This window comes from Ferrimonas kyonanensis DSM 18153, assembly GCF_000425405.1.
Taxonomy (GTDB): Bacteria; Pseudomonadota; Gammaproteobacteria; order Enterobacterales; family Shewanellaceae; genus Ferrimonas; species Ferrimonas kyonanensis.
On the sequence record NZ_KE384365.1, the window covers coordinates 178,983 to 199,820 of the forward strand.

At 60.5% G+C, this 20,838-nt stretch carries 15 protein-coding genes; 6 read left to right on the forward strand and 9 right to left on the reverse strand.

What is annotated here, in order from left to right:
• Nucleotides 1–95 precede the first annotated feature (95 nt).
• From H598_RS24910 to H598_RS24915, 4 genes are all read left to right on the forward strand, one after another.
• Nucleotides 96–1,292, forward strand: a complete 1,197-nt coding sequence (locus H598_RS24910; protein ID WP_035416211.1) for an efflux RND transporter periplasmic adaptor subunit — start codon at nucleotides 96–98, stop codon at nucleotides 1,290–1,292.
• A gap of 1 nt (nucleotide 1,293) precedes the next feature.
• A complete protein-coding gene (locus H598_RS0118230; RefSeq protein WP_028114286.1) occupies nucleotides 1,294–4,413 on the forward strand; it encodes an efflux RND transporter permease subunit in 3,120 nt (1,039 codons plus the stop codon).
• Between the two features lie 139 nt (nucleotides 4,414–4,552).
• Entirely contained in the window at nucleotides 4,553–6,745 is a 2,193-nt protein-coding gene (locus tag H598_RS0118235; RefSeq protein WP_028114287.1) for a glycoside hydrolase family 2 protein, read from the forward strand.
• Nucleotides 6,742–8,370 carry a glycoside hydrolase family 9 protein gene (locus H598_RS24915; protein WP_051252851.1) on the forward strand — a complete coding sequence of 543 codons (1,629 nt, stop codon included), beginning with the start codon at nucleotides 6,742–6,744 and terminating at the stop codon, nucleotides 8,368–8,370. Before H598_RS0118235 ends, H598_RS24915 begins: the two co-directional genes overlap by 4 nt.
• Here the strand turns inward: H598_RS24915 and H598_RS0118245 are convergent.
• A complete protein-coding gene (locus H598_RS0118245) occupies nucleotides 8,364–8,588 on the reverse strand; it encodes a hypothetical protein (protein ID WP_156897101.1) in 225 nt (74 codons plus the stop codon). The genes H598_RS24915 and H598_RS0118245 overlap by 7 nt on opposite strands.
• Nucleotides 8,589–8,639: 51 nt before the next feature.
• On the opposite strand from H598_RS0118245, the gene H598_RS0118250 reads away from it, so the two are divergent.
• Complete coding sequence (locus tag H598_RS0118250; protein WP_028114289.1) at nucleotides 8,640–9,263, forward strand: HAMP domain-containing protein; 624 nt, start codon at nucleotides 8,640–8,642, stop codon at nucleotides 9,261–9,263.
• Entirely contained in the window at nucleotides 9,235–11,487 is a 2,253-nt protein-coding gene (locus tag H598_RS0118255; RefSeq protein ID WP_156897102.1) for a tetratricopeptide repeat protein, read from the forward strand. The genes H598_RS0118250 and H598_RS0118255 overlap by 29 nt, the downstream gene beginning before the upstream one ends.
• 7 nt (nucleotides 11,488–11,494) lie before the next feature.
• Here H598_RS0118255 and H598_RS24920 read toward each other — a convergent pair whose 3' ends face one another.
• From H598_RS24920 to H598_RS0118295, 8 genes are read right to left on the reverse strand one after another with little or no spacing between them, the layout of a single operon-like run.
• A complete protein-coding gene (locus tag H598_RS24920) occupies nucleotides 11,495–12,940 on the reverse strand; it encodes a DUF3131 domain-containing protein (RefSeq protein ID WP_084144529.1) in 1,446 nt (481 codons plus the stop codon).
• Entirely contained in the window at nucleotides 12,855–14,321 is a 1,467-nt protein-coding gene (locus H598_RS24925; RefSeq protein ID WP_051252853.1) for a DUF3131 domain-containing protein, read from the reverse strand. Before H598_RS24925 ends, H598_RS24920 begins: the two co-directional genes overlap by 86 nt.
• Nucleotide 14,322: 1 nt before the next feature.
• Nucleotides 14,323–15,666, reverse strand: coding sequence for a DUF3131 domain-containing protein (locus H598_RS24930; RefSeq protein ID WP_051252854.1), 1,344 nt, complete (start codon nucleotides 15,664–15,666; stop codon nucleotides 14,323–14,325).
• A gap of 56 nt (nucleotides 15,667–15,722) precedes the next feature.
• Nucleotides 15,723–17,555 carry a glycosyltransferase family 2 protein gene (locus H598_RS0118275; protein ID WP_028114291.1) on the reverse strand — a complete coding sequence of 611 codons (1,833 nt, stop codon included), beginning with the start codon at nucleotides 17,553–17,555 and terminating at the stop codon, nucleotides 15,723–15,725.
• Nucleotides 17,556–17,566: 11 nt separating this feature from the next.
• Entirely contained in the window at nucleotides 17,567–18,001 is a 435-nt protein-coding gene (locus H598_RS0118280) for an ATP-binding protein (protein WP_028114292.1), read from the reverse strand.
• Between the two features lie 19 nt (nucleotides 18,002–18,020).
• Nucleotides 18,021–19,160 (reverse strand): nucleotidyltransferase family protein, encoded by a 1,140-nt coding sequence (locus H598_RS24935; RefSeq protein WP_245595621.1) that lies wholly within the window; start codon nucleotides 19,158–19,160, stop codon nucleotides 18,021–18,023.
• 20 nt (nucleotides 19,161–19,180) lie between these two features.
• A complete protein-coding gene (locus tag H598_RS0118290) occupies nucleotides 19,181–19,516 on the reverse strand; it encodes an STAS domain-containing protein (protein WP_028114293.1) in 336 nt (111 codons plus the stop codon).
• Nucleotides 19,517–19,528: 12 nt separating this feature from the next.
• The gene (locus H598_RS0118295; RefSeq protein ID WP_051252856.1) at nucleotides 19,529–20,722 is read right to left on the reverse strand and encodes a PP2C family protein-serine/threonine phosphatase; all 1,194 of its coding nucleotides are present in this window, start codon (nucleotides 20,720–20,722) and stop codon (nucleotides 19,529–19,531) included.
• Nucleotides 20,723–20,838 lie beyond the last annotated feature (116 nt).

Sequence of the window (20,838 nt, forward strand, 5' to 3'; positions counted from 1 at the left end):
TAAAAAAACTCACTTACAAATATCTCTGACTCGGGAGACAACATTTTGTTAACCTGTGGCACCATAACGTAAAATTATGACAAAGGAACGCGACTATGTCGGTTTGGACTCGACGATTATTGCCTATTATCATCATCCTTGCAGCGCTGTTTGTCGGGCTGGCAGTGATCTTCGCTACCAAAACTCAACCTGAGGTCAAAGAGCAGCGCAAGATCCTGCCGATCATTGAAGTCAGTGAGATTCGCAGCGACAACATCACCCTGAAGATGAAGTCCTACGGCGTGGTCCAGCCTCGTCATCAGACTCAGCTTGTGGCTGAGGTCAGCGGCCGGGTAGTGGCGCTGGATCCCAGCTTCATCGCCGGTGGCGAAGTGACCCAGGGGCAGATCCTGGCCCGCATCGAGCCCGCCGATTACCAGGCTGACCTGATGCAGGCCCAGGCCAACCTGGCCCAGGCCAAAGCGGTTCTCGAAGAGGAAATTGCCCGCGGAAAAGTGGCCGAGCAGGAGTGGAAGGGCGTCACCACCGGCATTCCACCGGAGCTGGGATTGCGTAAACCGCAACTGGCTCAGGAACAGGCCAAGCTGCGCTCCGCCGAAGCCGCCCTGGCCCGCGCCCAGCGCAACCTGGAGCGCACCGTGATTCGAGCGCCTCTGGATGGACTGATCAAAAGCCGTAACGTCGATCTCGGGCAGTACGTCAGCCTGGGCGTGATGATGGGCGAAGTGCTGGGCACCGACGTCGCCGAAGTGCGTCTGCCCCTGGCCGCCGATCAGCTGCAGTTCATTAACCACCCTGACAACCCGGACAGCCCGGTCACCCTGACCCAGGCCAGTGCCACCGGCCCGGTGCAGTGGCAGGCTCACCTGGTGCGTTCCGAGCAGGTGATCGATGAGCAGAGCCGCATGATCTACCTGGTGGCCGAGTTGCGCGACCCCTACAACAAAGAGGGCCGACTGGCTGCCGGGCCGCTGAAGTTCGGCAGCTTCGTCAACGCCGAGATCGAAGGCCGCACCCTGGACAACATCGTCCGTCTGCCTCGCCACAGCGTCCGCAACGGTGCGGTGATGGTGATCGACGACAACAATCTGCTGGAGCGTCGCCCGGTGGATGTGGTCCATACCGATCTCAACTCCGTCTACATTCGCGACAGCCTCAAAAAAGGCGAGCGCATCTCTCTGACCGCCCTCAACTCGTTCCAGGACGGCAGCGAAGTGAAGATTCTCGGTGAACCGGAGCCCGCCTCCAACGTCGGCGGCAGCCTGAGTGCGGAGGCCAATGCCAATGAGTGATATCGATACTCGCAACGGCATCATCGCCTGGTTCGCCCGCAACAGTGTTGCGGCGAACCTGTTGATGTTTGGCCTGTTGATCGGCGGCATCATCGCCACTTTCACCATCAACAAAGAGGTGTTCCCTCGCTTTGAGCTCAACCTGCTCAGGGTCTCGGTCGGCTACCCCGGCGGTGCTCCGCAGGAGATTGAAGAGGGCATCACCATTAAGATCGAGGAAGCGATCAAGGACGTTCAGGGGATCAAGAAAGTCACCTCGGTCGCCTCCGACTCCTCCGGCAGCGTCACCATTGAGGTGGAAGACGAAGCGGATCCCGCCGAGGTGTTGGATGAGGTCAAGCTGCGCATCGACACCATCTCCACCTTCCCCGAAAGTATCGAAAAGCCGGAGGTGTATCGCATCCGCCCGGAGCAGGATGTCATCTGGTTGTCCATCTACGGCGACGCCCCTCTGACCGAGCTCAAAGAACTGGCCAAGACCATACGCGATGAGATGACCAACCTGCCCTCGGTCAGCCGCGCCGACATCGTCGGTGCCCCCGACTATGAGATCAGCATCGAAGTCTCGGAAAACAAACTCAGGGAGTACGGCCTCACCTTTGAGCAGGTGGCTCAGGCGGTACAGCGCAGCTCCATCGACCTTCCCGGTGGCGCCATTCGCGCTCAGGACGGCGACATTCTGCTGCGCACCAAAGGCCAGGCCTACACCGACGAAGACTTCGCCCAGACTCTGGTGCTAACCCGCAGCGACGGCACTCGGGTGATGCTGTCGGACGTAGCCTACATCAAGGATGAGTTTGTCGAAGGCCTGCGCTACACCCGCTTCAACGGCAAACCTTCGGTGTTCGTTTCCATCAAGAGTGTCGGCGATCAAAACGCCCTGACCATCTCCGAGCAGGTGCGGGACAAGGTCGACGAGCTCAAGCAGGAACTGCCCGCCAGCATCGAGATCGAGCACTGGGGCGACGTCACCTTCTACCTGGAAGGGCGCCTCAACATGATGCTGGAAAACATGGCCATGGGCGCCCTGCTGGTGTTCATCATCCTGGCACTGTTCCTGGAACTGAAAGTGGCGTTCTGGGTGATGATGGGCCTGCCGGTGTGCTTCCTCGGCGCCCTGTTCCTGATGCCGCCCCTGGGGATGAGCATCAACCTGCTGAGCCTGTTTGCCTTCATCCTGGTGCTGGGGATCGTGGTCGACGACGCCATCGTCATTGGCGAGTCCGCCTACAGCGAAATTGAACGTCACGGCCACACCACCGACAACGTCATTGCCGGGGCCAAGCGGGTCGCCATGCCCGCCACCTTCGGGGTACTGACCACCATCGCCGCCTTCGTGCCCATGCTGCTGGTGCCCGGCCCCTTTGGGGTGATCTGGAAAACCATCGGTTGGGTGGTGATCCTGTGTCTGGCCTTCTCGTTGGTGGAGTCCAAGTGGATCCTGCCGGCGCACCTGGTGCACACCAAGCTGAAGAAAAAACAGCAACTGGGCTGGCTGGGCAAACGCCAGCACGCCTTTAACCTGTGGATTCGTCATCACATCGAACACAGCTACAAGCCGATGCTGGAGCGTTGCCTCAACCGCCGTTACACCGTGTTCACCGGCTTTGTCAGCGGCCTGATTCTGGTGATCGCCATGATGGCCGCCGGCCACATTCGATTCGTGTTCTTCCCGGACATCCCCTCCGACTTCATTCAGGTTAACCTGACCATGGAGCAGGGCACTTCGGAAAACAGCACCTTGATTACCCTGCAGCACATGGAGCAGCAACTGTCGAACCTGGAAGCGCAGTGGGAGCAGGAGTACGGCCAGACCATGGTCAAACACGTGCTGGCGGATCTGGACAGCCGCAGTTCCGGCTCCTTCTTCATCGAGTTGACCAAGGGCGAAGACCGGGTACTGGATACGGTGCAGATCAGCAACCAGTGGCGCGACGCCATCGGTGACCTGCCAGGGGTCAAGTCCATCGACATCGAAGGATCCACCGGCGGCGCCGGCGCCGACATCGCCTTCCGCCTGGAAGGCAAAGACATGGAACAGATGGCCGCCGCCGCCGCCGAGCTGAAACGGCACCTGGGCAGTTACGAGGGCCTGAGCGACATCAACGATAACTACTCCTCCGGCAGTCAGGAGCTGAGGCTGGCCATTAAGCCCGAGGCCGAATCCCTGGGGCTGACCCTGTCCGACCTGGCCCGCCAAGTACGCTACGGCTTCTATGGCTACGAAGCCCAGCGCATGCTGCGGGAAAAGGAGGAGGTCAAGGTGATGGTGCGCTATCCGGAGAGCGAACGCCGTAGCCTCGGCCACCTGGAGAACATGCGCATTCGCACCCCGGCCGGCGTCGAAGTGCCGTTCTCCGCCGTTGCTCGGGTCGAACTGGCGGAAAGCTACAGTGCCATTACCCGCACCGACGGCCGCCGCGCCATTACCGTGACCGCCCGTGCCGACAAAGCCATTGTCGAGCCCGGCAAGGTCACCCAGGAGGTCAGCGACCAGTTCATGCCGGAGCTGCTGAAACGCTACCCCGGCGTCGATACCGAACTGGACGGGGCCAGCGCCGAAGAGAGCGATGCCCTGGTGAGTCTGGGGCAAGGGGCGGTACTGGCCCTGTTTGTGATCTTCGCCCTGATGGCGATTCCACTGCGCTCCTACAGCCAACCACTGATCATCATGTCGGTGATCCCCTTTGGCATGATCGGTGCTGCCATCGGCCACTACGTGCTGGGTCTGAGCCTGAACGTCCTGAGCCTGTGCGGCATCATCGCCCTGGCCGGGGTGGTGGTGAATGACTCATTGATCATGGTGGACTTCGTCAACCAGGCCAGAAAGGCCGGCATACGAGTGCGGGATGCGGTGATCCAGGCGGGCACCCAGCGATTCAGGGCCATCACCCTGACTTCGCTGACCACCTTCCTGGGACTGGCGCCCATCGTGTTCTTCGAGAAGAGCCTGCAGGCCCAGATCGTCATTCCCATGGCCACCTCTCTGGCCTTCGGCATTCTGTTCTCCACCACCGTTACCCTGATCCTGGTGCCCTGCCTGTACCTGATACTGGATGATTTCAAACGGGTACTGAAGCGCTTCTACCACTGGTGGTGGCGTCCGACAGCCACCGAGTAATTCAGCAATATCCACAAGGGACCTTCGGGTCCCTTTTGTTTTGCCCCAGCACCACCTTCCGGTTTGCCAGCCACCAATCCCTGAACTAGGCTTTTGAAAAGCCCTGTGTTTTTCAAACCAGACAGCCAATGGGAAAGGAATGCCCTACGCAACACTCTGCCTGCTATGGATGGCGGCCCTGCTGCTGGGGTGCCAATCGTCACCCCGCCTTCCGGCCGAATCCCAGAGCCTCAACGGCCACTGGCGGTTTCAACCCCAGGTCGCCGTCGATGCCGCGCCGGCACAGCCGGAATTCGATGACAGCCACTGGCCCGAGATTCGGGTGCCAGGCAACTGGAGTAGCCAGGGCTTCGATACCCAGGGGGCGCACTGGTACCGAACCCGTTTTCAATGGCAGCCTCAATCCCAATCGGCCGGTCAGCGGCTCTGGTTTGAGGGCGTAGACTACCAGGCCGAGATCTGGCTCAACGGCCAGTATCTGGGGCAACACCGCGGCTACTTCGGGGCCTTCTACTTTGACGTCGACACTGAGCTGAAACCCGGCGCCAATCTGCTGGCGGTGCGGGTAGACAGTCCGCTGGAATCCCAGCAGGGCGACTCCTGGTCGCTGCATAAGACTCTGATCAAAGGCGTATTGGGCCACCATGACACCCGCGCCGGAGGCGCCTGGAGCGATCGCGGTCAGGAGCGCAACACCGGTGGCATCTGGGGTCGGGTATGGCTGCAGCCCCAGGGGGAGGTGCGTCTCAACAGCCAGCGTTGGCACAGCCAGATCGACGCCGACCTCAGCCGGGGCCAGTGGCAATTGAGCTACGTCAGTGAGCAGCAGCATCTGGGCGAATGGCAACTGAGCCTGACTCCGGTTAACTTTCAAGGCCAGGCAGAAACCTGGCGCCAACCGGGGCAACTGCCCGCTGGCGACGGCCAGGTAACCCTGTTGATCCCCGAGGCCAAGCGGCCACTGTGGTGGCCTAGGGAACGGGGCGCACCGAATCTGTACCGATTGCAGGCTCGATTTATCAGCGACGGCCAGACCCTGCTTCACAGCCAACAGACCGTCGGCTTTCGCAGCATCGACTACGACGGCCAACTGGGACGCTGGAGCGTTAATGGCCAACCGCTGTTTCTGCGCGGCACCAACTACATCGCCCATCAGTTCCTGTCTCAGGCCAATGAGTCGCTGCTGCTGCAGGATCTGCAACTGATGCAGCAGGCCCACATCAACGTGGTCCGGGTCCACGCCCACCTGCTGCCACAACGGTTCTACGATCTGGCCAATCGCATGGGCATGCTGGTGTGGCAGGACTTTCCCCTGCAATGGGGCTACCAGGACAGCGACGCCTTCCACCGCGATGCCCAGAGGCAGCTGGCCGAGATGGTCAACCAGTTTCATCACCATCCCAGCATCATCACCTGGTCGGCGCACAATGAGCCGCCCTGGGACGCCGACTGGATGCGCTACCGCTATCAGGACTACCACCCCAAACAGAATGAACAGCTGGACCTGGCCCTGTACCAAAGCCTGCGACGACTGGATCCGCACCGGCCCAGCTTCGCCCTGTCACGCACCGCAGAGCACCCCTGGTATGGCTGGTACAGCGGCCACTGGACCGATTACGGCGCCCCGGCCAAGGAGAAGCTGATCACCGAATTTGGCGCTCAGGCGCTGCCCGATGCGCCGGTGTTGTACCAACTGCTGAAGGCACCGGCCGACTGGCCGGCACTGCCCGATGACTGGAGCCAGTGGCAATACCACAACTTCCAGCCCCATGAGACCTTTGAGCTGGCGGGCATCGACCCCGGGCCAAACGTCCTGAGCCTGATAGACAACACCCAGCGCTACCAACAGACCCTGACCCGCTTTGCTGCCGAAAGTTACCGCCGCCAGAAATACCAGCCGGTGGGGGCCATTTTCCAGTTTATGTTTGTGGAGCATTGGCCCTCCATGAACTGGGGCATCGTCGACTATCGCCGTAACCCCAAGCCCGGATACCAGGCGCTGAAGCAGGCCTACCAGCCGCTGCTGCCCAGCATCATGCACCACCGCGATCGTTTCAGCCGTCATGAGCCGGTGCCGTTGCCGGTGGTGATCATCAACGACCACCTGTATACCCTGCCCGGCAGCCAATTGACCCTGACGCTGCACCAGGGCGACGTCGTCGTCGACCACCGCCAGCAGCAGCTGCATATCCAGCCAGACAGCGTGTTGGCGCTGGCGCCATTTCCCAACCGCCCGCTGACACCGGGCCGCTACCTGGCCCGCGCGACCCTGCATGACGATCACGGCCGCCACCTGGCCAGCAGTCAGTTCACTTTTGAGGTACAACCATGAAACCCCTACTGATGTTGCTGGCTCTGCTGAGTCTGAAACTGCCGGCCCAGATCCTGGTGAACCAAAGCGGCTACCTGGCCGCTGAACCGGGCCAGATCAAGGCCCCGCCCGGGCAGACTCTGCTGCTGAAAAGCGCCAGCAGCGATGGCATCATCGCCACCCTATCCCCGCCCGCCGACGGTTGGTTGTCATTGCCCATCGGCCTGGGGCCCGGCTGGTACCTGCTGGAGAACGAACAGCATCGCTCCGAGGTGTTTCCCATTGGCCTCGACAGTCAGAAGCAAAGCCTGATGTTGCTGCTGCGGGCGTTCCACTATCAACACGCCGGCCAACCCTTGCTGGATCCGGCCACCGGCCTGCGCCGGCCAGCCGCCCATCTTCAGGATGGCCGCCTGGCCCATGACGACGATCTGCATCCACAGGGGCACTACCTGGACGCCAGCGGTGGCTGGTACGACGCCGGTGACTACGGCAAATACCTCGCCACCACCACCATCACCGCAGCACGGTTGCTGGACGCCGGTCAGCAAGCCGAATCGAGGGATCCCCTTCTGGCCCAGGCGTTGATTCAAGAAGCGCAGATTGGTCTGGACTGGCTCCTGAAGATGCAACGAATCGATGGCGCCTTCTACCGTAAGGTAGGCGGCGCCAGCTGGCCTGAATTGGTGCCGCCTCATCAGGATCGCCAGCCCAGATACATCTATGGCGTATCCACTCCTGACAGCGCCAAAGCCTCGGCGGTACTGGCTCAGGCGGCCCGCCAGTTGATGCCGGCGCAGCCTGAGCTCGGACAGCGTTACCTGGCCGCCGCCGAGTCCGGCTGGCGCTGGCTGCAAAGCCAGCCACAACAACGCATCGACTGGCACCCGGGGGACGATGGCGGTTCCGGTCCCTATATCTACAACCAGTGGGATCAACAGCCGTCGTTGCAGCACGATCGCGACGATCGTTTCTGGGCCGCCGCCGAACTGTTCCTGACCACCGGCCAGGCCGACTACCTGGAGTACGCCAGTCAACATCTGCCAACCACCATCGACCTGTTTGAGTGGAAGGATCCCAGCGTCATGGGGGTGATCCACCTGCTGGCCAGCAGCCGCGCCGCCCCCCTGCATGCCCTGCTCAGTGAGCGCCTGCTGCAACGCTGCCGGCAACTGAAAACCCAGGCCGAGGCCAGCGAGTTTCGTATTGCTAATCAGCGCTTCATCTGGGGCTCAAATAAGATGGTGGCCGAACAGGGAATCCTGCTGGCCCAGTGCGCCAGCCTCAGTGGCGATCGCCGTTACCGGCAGCTGGCCTGGCATCAATGGCATTACCTGATGGGCCTTAACCCTTTCAATCAGAGTTTCGTTACCGGGCTTGGGGCCCGGCCGGTGCGTAACCTGCATCACATCTGGGCCAGGGCCGCTAAGGTTTCACCACCGGGCATGATGGTGGGAGGGCCCAATGAGGACAGTCAGGCCAGCATCGCTCCCAAAGGACAGGGCATGCTCAGTTACGTCGACGACGCCCGGGACTATTCGGTCAACGAGTTTGCCATCGACTACAACGCCGCCGCCATTGGCCTGATCGGGCAACTGCTGCATGGCCCCGGCCCACACCCGGCAGACACCGCTGCGAGTCACTGACAGTCCAGACTGTGATTGCAGCGATGGTGGCTGCAACCCGCCGAACGAGGCTGGGTGGCAAGGGAATCGGCCTGCTGATGCCGGAGTCGCTGCCACAACGCCTGACGCTCGGTAGTCGAGGCCTGGGGCTGCCCCCCGGCGGAATGGGAAAACGGCAACGACTGGCAGCCACACAGCAGCGCGGCCAGGCAAACAGCGACAATGGGCATTTTTAGCATCGTGGGCTTCCTCCTTGATTCCCCGCGATCAGTATAGTCAAAGGAAACAACATGAAACGACAGATACGAAATCTCTACTCTCGTCTGGCTGGCCCGCTGCCCTGGACCATCACGGTTCGTATCGGTGTCCTGTGTCTGCTGTTCTGCCTCATCAGCGCCCTGCAGTTCTACCTGTTTTACGACCACATCCTCAATGAGCTGGCACAACTGCTGGCGTTTCAGCTGCTGCCCCATGAGCTAGCCGAAATCAGCCGGCAACTGCCCAACCTGCATTGGGCCCTCGCCGTCTGGACTGTGCCACTGTTGCTGGTCAACACCCTGTTTGCCGGCCTGGCGGCCCTGTGGCTCAGTCGCCGTATCGCCGGCCCCACCCTGGCCATCCGCTCGCACCTGCAGCGGGTGGGCAACGGCGATCTTCAGGCCCAACTCTCCCTGCGCCAGGACGATGAACTCAAGGAGGTGGCCGACGAGATCAACCAGGCCGTCAGCAAACTTCAGGTGATGGTCTGGGGCATTAAAACCAACCTGGAAGCACTGGAAGCCGCCAGTGAGGCCGCCGGCGAGGCGGATCGACAGCGACTGCAGCAGCAACTGCAGGCCATCCGCATAAACCTGAACTGGTTCGAGACCCTGGAGCAAAAAAACAGTGATGAAGTGGATTCTGCTGTCCCTTAGCCTGATGCTGATTCCGGCCACCTCAGCCTTACCGGCCCAGCACCGGGCGCTGATGGCGCTGTACCAGGGGGATGACACCACCGCCGCTCAACTGCTCAGACAGCAGGGACCACTGCACGGCGACTGGCTCTATCTGCAGGCGAGGTTAAGCAGCGCCGATGGCAACTGGTCACAGGCCCTGGATCAGTTTGCGGCCTATCTCAGTCAGGAGCATGACTCGGTGCATCGCATCGAGGCCCGTCACTACCACGGTCTGATTCGCCGCTATCGCCACGAGCCAACGCTGGGACAATACCTGCGGCTGCAGCGACTGCTGGAACAGGGGCAACCTCAGCACTTTCAGCGCCGCAGTCAGGTCTTCCTCAGCCAATTTCCCGACTCGGCACTCACTCCGAGGCTGGCCCTGCAGCAAGCGCTGGTGCAACTGGAATGGCACAATCAGCCACAACGGGCGGCAGAGCATTACCAAGCGCTGATGCGCCGATACCCGGACAGCGAAACCGCCCTGGAAGCGGGGCTGGGCTACGCCATCTGTCAGCTGTACCTGCAGCAACCCGCATTGGCCCGGCAACAGTTAACCCGAACCCTGCAACAACTGCCGCGAACGCTGCCCGGTGACTCACTGCTGCACAGGGTCTGGCAGCAACGGCTGGCCGCGGCACTGGCATTGGTGTCGCCTGCCGCTGCCGCCGCTCCAGCCCTCGACGACACCGGCGTAATCTGGGGCGCCGGCGCCCGCCTCAGTCTGGACCACCCGGTTGGCTCTGGCCAGGACTACCGGCCACTGTGGTATCACCTGCCCAAGAGCCAGTTACCGCTGCAGCAATTGACCCTGTGGATCAGCCGCCACAGTGACTGGAGCTGGCTGCAACCGGATCTGCTCAGGGCCGCCAGTCGCGCCGGCTACACCCCCAGCATCGCGTTCTGGTATTTCGGTGACGAAATAAGCCCTGAGTTTGTGGAGCAACACCGTCAGGATTACCTGGAGACCCTCAGCAACCGGCTTATCCCCTTGCTGCAGCAGTTGCCGCAGGCCTACCTGCTACTGGAACCAGAGTTCAACAAAAACGGCATCGAACAGTGGCCCGGCTGGCCACAATTAATGCAGGAGGCGTTTGCCCTGATCCGCCAGCGGGCGCCGCAGATTCAGGTGGCCCTGGTTCTCGGCGACTGGGATCCGGTGGCACAGCCACCGTCGCCGCAACTGCAGCAGGTGCTGGCCATGGGGGATTTTACCGCCGCCATGCTGATGGTCTCCCCCCACACCGAGTTGAGCCATCAATCTCCGGACTGGTCCCCCTGGGTGCGCACCCTGCGCCTGAGCCAGCGGCTTAAGCAGGATCACGACAAACCCTTTATGCTGGCCTACAGCGCCCTGCCCTCGGAGCCTGGCTGGCAACAGCGGCAACAGGTTGAACTGGAAAAGCTGGCGCGGATTCTGCCCGCACTTCGCCAACAAAACCTGTTCTCCATCAACTGGTTTTCCGCCGTAGACGACCCGGGACAACAGGGCTGGTTTGCCGAATCCGAACCCCATTTCGGCCTGTTTACCCGGGAACTTAAACCAAAATCCGCCGCCGCCACCCTGGCGGCCATGGCGCCGCAGCGCCAGGACGACGCCCGCATCGTGGCACAGCGGCAGAGCCCAAAGCACCTCAGCCTCAACTTTAATCGCTGGCTGCACTGGCAACTGACCACCAACCGGGGCCAGATCCTCAGCGGCGCCGGCGATCGCCTGCACCTGTCGTTGCCCATTGCCGGCCTCCACGGCCCGGCCACCCTGACCGAGCGCAACGGCGGCCAGCCGCTGCTGACCCTAACCCTGCCCGAGGGGGCCGTGCCGCTCACCCATAATCGCGGCCCTCACCCCATAGACCTGAGTCAATGGCAGCAACAACGACTGCCGCTGCGGCGACAGCCGAATGCCAGCGGACTGTGGCTGGAGTTGGCGTTGACCACACCGCTGGACGATGGCCTGTTCATAGGCCTGGTGGATGCTCACGGTTTTGAACGCAGCGCGCGGCTGCTTGGCTATGCCGATGCCGAACAGCACCGGTTCCGGGCTTACATCCCGCTTACGGAGCTGTCTTATCCCTGGCGTAAATACCAGCCCGACTCCGGCTTCCTGCATCACCAACGCCCGGTGGCAACCCCTCAGCTGATGCTCTCCAATCGCACCGCCACCCCGCTGTCCGGCACCCTGCTGAACTACGGCTGGTATTAAGAACCCGTTAGCGAGAGGAAAATTCTAACACCGGCTGACAACGGCCAGGGTGAATAAACTCATCCCCCAGCACCCGCTGCAGTCTCGACATCGGTGGCGGCGCCCGAAACAGCTTGCCCTGCTGCTTGTACAGCATCGACTGCAGCACCGCCGCATTGGTGGCCAGGGTCAGCGACTGATCATAGCCCGCGGTACGCTCCTTGCGGCCCTCGTACCAGCCCCGCTCGGGGTCGTACAGGTGGCGCATTACCCCCATCAGGGCATCGGTGTACTCGGTGTCCCACAGCACCCACATCATAAACGCCGCCTTGGTGGACACCAGCGCCGCCTCGTTATGAAACTGTCCCTGGGCATCCAGGGTTGGGAACGGGCTGCCAAGGCCGAAGACCGCGTCATAAACAAAATGGGGCGCCTCACTGAGGATGTGCTCGGCCCGAGCGGTGTACAGTGCATCGCGACGCCAGCGCCGCTCCTGCACCAGATACAGGCTGTGGGCCTGCCGGGCCAAGTCCAGCCGACCGTAATCGGTATCGTCATCGTCGTCGAGCTGGTCCCAACGATCCCAGTTAAACTCCATGCCGGCGTACCAATAAGGGGTCGGTAACAGCGGATCGATCACCCGATCCACCCTGGGATCACGACCATCAACCAGCAGGGGCACCTGGTAGAACTGGCGCCGTTCATAGGGCTCAAAGCGGTCGGCCAGGGTCGGCATCTGGCCCCACAGGTAATACCCGTAGGCCGCGTATTCCTCGTACCCCAGCCGCCCTTCCTGCACCGGCAGCCAGCCTCCGTCCCGGAACTCGCCCCGGGTCAGCTGGCCGCGGCCATCAAGCAAGCGGCAGAAATCCCACCTCAGTACCACCTTATCGATGTACTCGGCAAAACTGGGGTAGTGACGGCGATACAAGTTCAGCCAGATCAGCAGCCGACCAAGATCGATGGCCGACCAACCAACGATGCCTGGCTGAGCCGCCGCATCCACCATCTGTCCGGACTCGGTGTGATAACTGCGGTTGGGCAGCACGCCGTCGACCAACGCCATGGTGTTAAGAAAATCCAGCAACAGTGACAGCCGCTCATCGAACTCTTTGGCGCCCACCAGCTCAAACTGCTTGGCCGTATGCAGTGCCGCCAGGTACTCGGCGACGTTGGCCATGGTAAACACCGGATAGCCGTCGATGGCCCCCACCAACCCGGTGGTCGGGTGAGTATTGTTGGCCACATAGCGCCAGGCCGTAGCCAGCCACTGACGCTGTTCCTCGGTCAGATCACCGTGGCGACCATGCCAGAACCAGTCGGAGTTAGCCAGGCCATTGTAGGAGTCCTGCACACCCCGCACCACCACCCCGCAGCCACCAATCAGGCTAGCCGCAATCAGGGCAATGGCGGCAGCTCTTGCAGCTGTGGCGAGACGGCAAACATTGGCCCAGATGCAGGCTAAACTCATCATTCAGCTCGGCATCCCAACGGCTGGGTGGGTGCCAAGGATGAGGCTCCGCCAGCTTGCCAAAGGCTTTGTAGCCCAGGGCTTCCAGCAGAATACCGTTGTTGTTGGAGGTATAGGTGTTAATAAGGCCGGTGCCATTCTCATAGATTCCCTCATAAAACCCCTTCTCCGGATTGTACAAATCGGCAATGTGCTCAAACAGAACGTCGGTGTAGGGGGTATCCCACAACACCCACAGACCAATGGCCCCCTTGATGGACACCGCCGCATACTGGGGCATGTATTCGCCCTTCTCAGAGATGGTGTTCCAGCTGTAGCCGTCGGTGTAGACGGTGTCATAGACAAAATAGGGCGCCTTATCCAGCTGGTGCTCAGTACGGGCGGTAATGATGCCGGTATCCAGGTAGCGGGCTTCCTGAACCGCGTACACCCTCTGGGCGAAATCGGCCATCCACAGGTGACTGAAGTCTTCGCTGTCGGTCTGTTTATCCCAGGGGTGATCCCAGGAGAATTCAATGCCATCCAGGGCGTAACTTTCGGTCACCACATAGCTGTGCGCCGACAACTCTCGGGGATCCCGTGAGTCATAGGGGATATCGATGCCATAGACGTTGATCAGATCGTAAGGCTCGGGTTTGGAGGCCCGCTCGGTATAGAACCCCCACAGCTGAAACCCCTTGGCGGCGTACTCCTCATACCCCAGTCGCCCCTCCTGCAGGTACTGGGTCGGCTGACCATCGGAACCCAGGGCACCGAACATGGTGCCGTGCTCATCCACGACGTTGCAGAAATTCCATCTCAATATGGCCGCATCGATGCCCGGAGCGTGTTCCGGGTAGCGCTCCTTGATGATCCACATCCAGATCAGAAACCGCCCCAGGTCCAGAGCCGAATAGCCAATCTCGCCCGGGTTGTTGCCGTAATCCACCTTGGCGGCAGTCAGGGTGTTGTAGGCCTTGTTCGGCACCTCCCCCCGATAGAGGTCCAGGGTGTTGAGGGTCTTAACCATCCGCACCATCCGGTCATCAAACTCGCGCTTCCCGATCAGCCCCAGCTCCCGGGCCACCACCATGCCCCCCAGGTAGGAGGCGGTATCCCACAGAGTGGTTGACGGGTAGCCATCCACCGCATTCACTAGGCCGGTAGACGGTTGATAATTGTTTTCAAAATAGCGCCAGGCCACTCGAGCCATGGCCATCTCCCGTTCGGTCAGCGGACCACGACGAGGTCCGGGCACCGCCACCTCCGGCGGCTCTGGCGCCGGGCGTGCCACGCCGATGCCGTCACCGGGCTCGGTGGCCACCATGGCCTCGTTCGGCGCCTCCAACAAGGGGTTCGCGCACGCCGACAGCACCACCACACTTCCCACCAGCCAATTTCGCATGCTATTCCTCCTGCACCGCCAGTTGCACCAGCGCCTGTTGCCGGCCCACATTCAACAGCTTGCCCTCACGGATATACAACAACGACTCCAGCACGATGCCATTGGTGTTGGCAGTCAGGGCGGTATTGGTTTCCTGAAGCTGTTCGTACCACCCTGAGTAGAAACCCCGATCCGGGCTGGTCAGCGGCGCGGCCTGGCTCAGTAACTGCTGGCTGTAGTCGTCCTGATACAGGGCATACCAGCCAAAGGCGGCCTTGGTGGACAGGCTGCGAAACTCAGACGCATCCTCTCCGGTATCGGTGGTGGCATGCCAGGGCTGGCCACTGGAGAACACCGTGTTGTAGACAAAATACGGTGGACGGTCGATGTTGTCTTCGCTGACGGCGGTCAGGATGCCGGTGCGCTCGAAACGGGCCTTCTGGGCCTGATAGACCCGCCAGGCAAACTCATGGGAGATGCGGTCCCAACCAAACTCCAACCCATCTAAAATGTAGGATTCGCTGACCACGTAGTTGTGGGCCTTGTAGCGACGGGGGTCGCGCTTATCGGTAGGAACCTGAACCCCGTCAATCTCCACCATCTGCAGAAAGTCGGTGTACCTCAGGGCCTGAGACAGATCCTGCCCCATCAACGACAGCGACTTGGAGGCATACTCCTCGTAGCCGATGCGCCCCTCCTGAACAAACTCCGTCAGCTCATTGGTGACCCGAGCGCCGAACATCACCCCGTCCCGCAACATCGGCTGCAGATTCCAGCGGCCGAGTACTTGCTGCACTTGAGGGGTAAATTCCGGGTATTGCCACACCAAAATGTTGAACGGCACCAGCAACCGGCCGATGTCGATGGCCGACCAGCCAATGCCTCTGGGGTTGGGAGTGTTGTCATAGTTCACCATCGCCAGTGAGCGGGTGTCGTACACCTTATTGGGCAGCACATCATCAAACAGCGGCATCTTGCCCAGGCTGGACAAGAGCTTGCTGAGACGACCACTGAACTGATGGCGGGAGATCAGCTGCAACCGCTCGGCTGCGATGATGGCCATCAGGTAGGAGGCGGTGTCCCACATGGTGGTGGAGGGGTAACCGTCCACCGAGTTAGCCAGTCCGGTACCGGCCTGGGTATTGGCTTCAAAGTACTGCCAGGCGGTTTCGGCCCACTGCCGTTCCTGAACGGTAAGCGGCCGGGGCTGAGGATCAGGAATGGTGGCGGAGAAGTGCAGTTTATCCACCAGATCATTATTGAACTCCTGCTGCTCCAGGCTCATGACCAGAGTAAACGCCAACCCCAATCCCAGCAGGAACACCAGGTGGTGGCGGGCATTAAGCACATTTTGTTTGAAAGCCATCCCTGCTTTCTCCTATCGATTATCCATTAGCAACAATCCCAGCACCCCTCAGGGCCTCAAGGCGCTGACGCCTCCGCAGGCGCCACATCCGGTCGCCAGAAGGCGGCAAACACCAGGCCGGACATGGCAACCACGTTATTCAATCCCCAGAAGGTATTGACGATCATGCCGCTGAGGGAGTGATCGCCGTACCACTGAAACTCCATATTCAGCCATCCCAGCACCAACGCCAGCAGGGTCAGTGCCATCACCCCGGCCTGGGGCAACACCAGGTGGAAAAAGTTGCCCTCCTGCCGCTCCTTGGGGGTGGTGGGAAACTTGATCTGCCGCCCGCGCAGCACGGTCCAGATCGCCCGCAGGTTCACCGGGAAAAACGCCAGATAATTGGCTTTACCCTTAAAGCCCGCCAGCCCCCAGGTGGCCGCCATGGTCGCCAGCTCATTCATCACGATAAACGGGATGAAATGCAGGTAAAACGACTGAGAATAGGCCGACACTGGCGCAATACCGGTGAGCAGGTAGACGATGGGTGACAGCAGGAACACCACGTTCCACAGCGCGCCGAGATAACTCCACACCGTGGTGGCGTACATCAACCGCTGCCTGAAGGTCATACCGGGGCGAAACAGCGGGTTGTCGTTTTTGGCAATGTCCAGGGTGCCGCCGGCGTACTTAAACCGCTGAATCATCCAGGTCTGCAGGTCCTGGGGCGACAGCATCTTGGATTCCACCTGAGGATGCATCACCGACTTCCAATTTCGATCCGGGTCAGAATGCAGTACCACCGAGGTGTATATGTCTTCAGAGACATGAAACTTATAGGGGGTAAACTCAGTATCCAGAATGGTCTGAGTATCCATCATCTGCTGCAGCTGCGGATTCAACTCCTGTTCTCCGGTCAGGGCCTTGATCTTCTGATCCTGCTGGCGTCGCTGCTTGTCGATGTTCTCAGAGTACGATTTCAGAGCCGCCTCCATCACCGCTTCGCGGCGGTGGATGGAACCGGCACCGCAGCAAAACGAGGCGTTGGCCCAGTTTCGCCGCCGCTGAATCACGTCGTAGAACATCTGCGGGTCATTGACGAAGGGATCCTGACCTATGGTCACCGGTCCGTATACCCGTTCCGCCAGCCGCCCCAGCCAGTGGCCCGGCGTGCCCAATCGAGCCTGCAGCCACTGCGGCAACCGCTTGCCCTCGGGCAGATCAAAAAACCATTGCGGCGTCTGTACCCAGGCCACATCGGGGTCACGGAAATAGCCCAGCGTGTGTTCCAGTATGGTGGAAAACGGGCGGGTATCGGCATCACAGATAACGATGAAATCGCCACTGGTCTGCTCCATGGCGTTGCGCAAATTGCCGGCCTTAAAGCCGACATTGTCTTCGCGGGTGATGTACCCCACCCCCTCCTCCTGCGCCATCGCGGCCATGGCCGGCCGCTTGCCGTCATCGAGGATGGCGATGCGAATGTCGATGCCATGGGGGTAGCTCACCGCCTTGGCATCGCGTATCGACAACCGCACCAGTTCCGGCTCCTCATCGTAGGAGGGGAAAAACAGATCCACGTGCAGCGGCCTGTCCTCCTCCAACGGCTGCGCCAGGCAGTCGTTGATGGTTTCTGGCGGCGGCCGTCGCGGGTAATCCCGGGTCTGCCACAGATTGATGCTGAACAGTACCAGGCCGATGTAGGCACAGGTTTCGGCCACCACCAGGGGAATGGCAAACCACAGCGCATCGTAGTTCAGGGAATCGGTCCAGCGCCACCAGATGTACCAGGCACCAAGGGTCAGGTTGATGGTCGCCAGCAGCTGAAACAACAGTTCCCGTGCCGGGCTGTGGGGCAGCGGCGGTGGCGGCTTTCGATCCTCGAAGCCTTCGAAATAAAAACCCATAACGGCCGTCCTTATGCCTGTTTGGTCATGCGAAAATAGTTACGTTGGTCTTCCCGCGAGTAGCTCTGGCTGTCCATCACCTGACCGACAATGCCCAGACCCCGACCGCTGGTCAGCCAGGTACTGGGATCATCCGGGTTCAGCTCCAGCAGTTGTGGCTCGGTCACCCGCTGGCGCTGAGCCTCCGGCATGGCGATGCCCTCGTCCACCAGCACAATCTCAATGCCGTCGGCCCACTGCCGGTACCGAATCTCGAGACTGCCGCCGGGGCGGTTGCCATAGGCGTGCTCCACCACATTGTTGCCAATTTCAGCCACCGCCAACTCCACCAGACCGGCGTCCTCCAGCGGCAAGGCCGACAGCTGGTACATGGCGGCCACCGACTTGGCCATCATCGCCACCACGTCGTAACTGGCGGTGCCTTTCAGGGTGATGCAGCATTCCATTGCCTTGCTCCCTAGGTTGTCATTTGGCGCTGATCAGGCAAGGGGGCGACTGCCAGCGCTGACGATTCTGAATTCGACTGTCACACAGCAATTCGTGGGCCCCAATCTCTTTGAGGGTAAAGTGGTTGCCAAAATGATCGATGCAGTGATCCTGAAAGATCATGCGATCGACGATGGCGGCGATACCGCTGACGTAGGTGTAATCGTCCACCGAGCTGTTCTCCAGTACCGCGCCCTTTTCGATGATGCAGTTGTGGCCGATCACCAGCGGTCCGCGCAGCTTGGCGCCGGTTTCAATGCGACAGCCATTGCCGATCACCACCGGTCCTTTAATATCCAGCATCTCCAGATCCACCACGCAGTTGATGCCCATGTGGATCCCCGGTGCCACCTCCCGGCCGGGAATCGGGTAGTTCTCCACCTCGCCTTTGAGGATGCTGCTGGTGACCTGCCAGATGTCGCTCAACTGGCCCACGTCGACCCACTGAAATTCAAACGCGGTGGCATAGAATGGAATCTTCTGCCGCACCAGCTCCGGGAACAGCTGCGAACCGATGTCGTACTCCCCTTCGGCGGGAATGTAGTTGAAGATCTCCGGTTCGAAGATGTAGATGCCGGTATTGACCATGTCACTGACCGCCGTCCCGGTAGCCGGCTTCTCCTGAAACGCCAGTACCTGCCCCTGATCATCGGTCTGTACCACCCCATAGCGGTGCAGGGTGTCGGCCGCCATCCGTTTGGTGATGATGGTCGCCAGGCCGCCCTTTTGTTTATGCCAGGCCACCGCCGCAGTAAAATCCAGGTCGATCCAGGCATCGCCGCACACCACCACGAAGGTGTCATGAAAGAAGCCGGAGTTCTGCTGTACTCGACGCATGCCACCGGCGCTGCCCAGGGCCTTGCCCACCAGTTTGCCCCCCTGCATCTCCCCCTCGTAGGAGTAACACAGGTCGACACCGTACTGATAACCGTCGCGGAAGTAGTCCTCGATCTTGGCCGCCAGATAGCAGGTGTTCACCACGATTTCATCGATACCGTGCAACTTAAAGTGCTGCACGATGGACTCCATCACCGGCCGGCGCAGAATCGGGATCATCGGCTTGGGGATCATCTCGGTGATCGGCCGCACCCGGGTGCCCTTTCCCGCTCCTAAAATCATACCTTGCACGGCTTTCCCTCCTAGGCCTTCACCGCCTTCAAGGCGGCGGGCACATCGTCATGACACTCAAAGATTCGGTCCATGCGGGTCAACCGGAACAGCTCCTGCACCGCCCGCTGCAACCCCACGATCCTCAGCTCCCCGCAGTTGGGGGTCTTCAACACGGCCACCACCGCTCCCAGGCCACTGGAATCCATGAAGTTCACCTTGGACAAGTCCAGCACAATCCGCTGATTACCCTCGGAAATTGCCGTCTCCACCCCGCTGCGAAACCCCGGGGCCGAGGCCGCATCCAACCGGCTCTGCTCCAGGCTAATCACCAAGTATCCATCTCGTTTTTCAGTTCGCATGTCCATCGCTTACTTCCTCTATTGTCCCTGCCATTCAATGGCCAGAATTGATACGTCGTCGTCAAAATCCGGACCGACATTCCATCGATCCAGCTGGGTCTTGAGGCTCTGCAGCTGGGTATCCATGCTCGAGTCGCGCTGCTGCTGCAGAGACTGAATGAAGCGGCTCACACCAAACTCCTCTTTGGTGGCATTGAAACACTCGGTGACACCATCGGAGTACAGATAGATGCGATCCCCCGGGGCCAGCTGCACTTCATAGGAGCTGTACTCCAGGTCCGGCAACATCCCCACTGGAAACCCATTTTGCGTGTGTTCAATCACCTCGGAAGAGGTCTGATGCAGCGGGCCGGGATGACCGGCCTGGCACAGTTTCAGCAAGCCGGTCTGCACATTCAGTACCGCATTGACCATGGTGAAATACTGGCTGTTGTCCCCCTGAGACTGGAAGCGATCATTGAGGGTCGCCACCACCTCGGCGGGATCGACGATCTCATAGAAGGGAGGCTGGGGCAGGTGTCGCTTCATGACACTGAAGCCCTTCTGCGACGGCGACATCACGTGTTTCAGGGTAAACGACAGCAACGCCGATGGCAGCCCATGGCCGGACACATCCAGCAAGTAAAACGAGATGTGATGCTCATCCAGGCGGCGGTAGTCAAACATGTCTCCCCCGAGAAAGGCCGAACTGGTGGCCAGCCAGGAAAACTGCACGCCGGGCAACTCCTTTACCGTCGGCAACAGCTTGTGGTGCATCTCCGCCGCCAGCATCACGTCGTTTTCGATGCTGGCATAGGCCTTCTCCAGCTTCTCCTGTTTGCGCTGCAGCTCATTGTGCAGATCGATAAGCCTGCCGCCGGCGCGGATGCGGGCATTGAGCTCTGCCTTGGGGGCTTGTTTGGCAATAAAGTCGTCGGCGCCCACCTCCAGGCCGGCGATGATTCGCTCTTCATCGTCATTGGAGGAGAACATAATGAAGTACACGAAGCGCTCGACCTGCTGCTCCTGCTTCAGGCGTCGGCACAATTCGAACCCGTCCATGACCGGCATCGACCAGTCAGAGATCACCAGCTGTATGCTGGTATCGTTTTTAAGGATCGCCAGCCCTTCGGCACCGTCGGCGGCCTGGTGCACCTCGTAGCCAAACCGGCGCAACGCGGCAGCCAACACCATGCGAACATCCATGGCATCCTCAACAATCAATAGCTTCATAACGCCCCACATCCCTGTCAGCATTTTTTCGCTGTGCTTAACTAACGCTAGTCGACAAAACCACAGTCGGCAAACCTGATTGCATTTTGAACTACACTTAAATAGCTAACTAGAAC

What these genes read in the sequence shown, in the direction of transcription:
- H598_RS24910 (WP_035416211.1), top strand. Translation starts at nt 96, where the DNA reads ATGTCGGTTTGGACTCGACGATTATTGCCTATTATCATCATCCTTGCA.
- H598_RS0118235 (WP_028114287.1), top strand. Translation starts at nt 4,553, where the DNA reads ATGCCCTACGCAACACTCTGCCTGCTATGGATGGCGGCCCTGCTGCTG.
- H598_RS24915 (WP_051252851.1), top strand. Translation starts at nt 6,742, where the DNA reads ATGAAACCCCTACTGATGTTGCTGGCTCTGCTGAGTCTGAAACTGCCG.
- H598_RS0118245 (WP_156897101.1), bottom strand. Translation starts at nt 8,588, where the DNA reads ATGCTAAAAATGCCCATTGTCGCTGTTTGCCTGGCCGCGCTGCTGTGT.
- H598_RS0118250 (WP_028114289.1), top strand. Translation starts at nt 8,640, where the DNA reads ATGAAACGACAGATACGAAATCTCTACTCTCGTCTGGCTGGCCCGCTG.
- H598_RS24920 (WP_084144529.1), bottom strand. Translation starts at nt 12,940, where the DNA reads ATGATGAGTTTAGCCTGCATCTGGGCCAATGTTTGCCGTCTCGCCACA.
- H598_RS24925 (WP_051252853.1), bottom strand. Translation starts at nt 14,321, where the DNA reads ATGCGAAATTGGCTGGTGGGAAGTGTGGTGGTGCTGTCGGCGTGCGCG.
- H598_RS24930 (WP_051252854.1), bottom strand. Translation starts at nt 15,666, where the DNA reads ATGGCTTTCAAACAAAATGTGCTTAATGCCCGCCACCACCTGGTGTTC.
- H598_RS0118275 (WP_028114291.1), bottom strand. Translation starts at nt 17,555, where the DNA reads ATGGGTTTTTATTTCGAAGGCTTCGAGGATCGAAAGCCGCCACCGCCG.
- H598_RS0118280 (WP_028114292.1), bottom strand. Translation starts at nt 18,001, where the DNA reads ATGGAATGCTGCATCACCCTGAAAGGCACCGCCAGTTACGACGTGGTG.
- H598_RS24935 (WP_245595621.1), bottom strand. Translation starts at nt 19,160, where the DNA reads ATGATTTTAGGAGCGGGAAAGGGCACCCGGGTGCGGCCGATCACCGAG.
- H598_RS0118290 (WP_028114293.1), bottom strand. Translation starts at nt 19,516, where the DNA reads ATGGACATGCGAACTGAAAAACGAGATGGATACTTGGTGATTAGCCTG.
- H598_RS0118295 (WP_051252856.1), bottom strand. Translation starts at nt 20,722, where the DNA reads ATGAAGCTATTGATTGTTGAGGATGCCATGGATGTTCGCATGGTGTTG.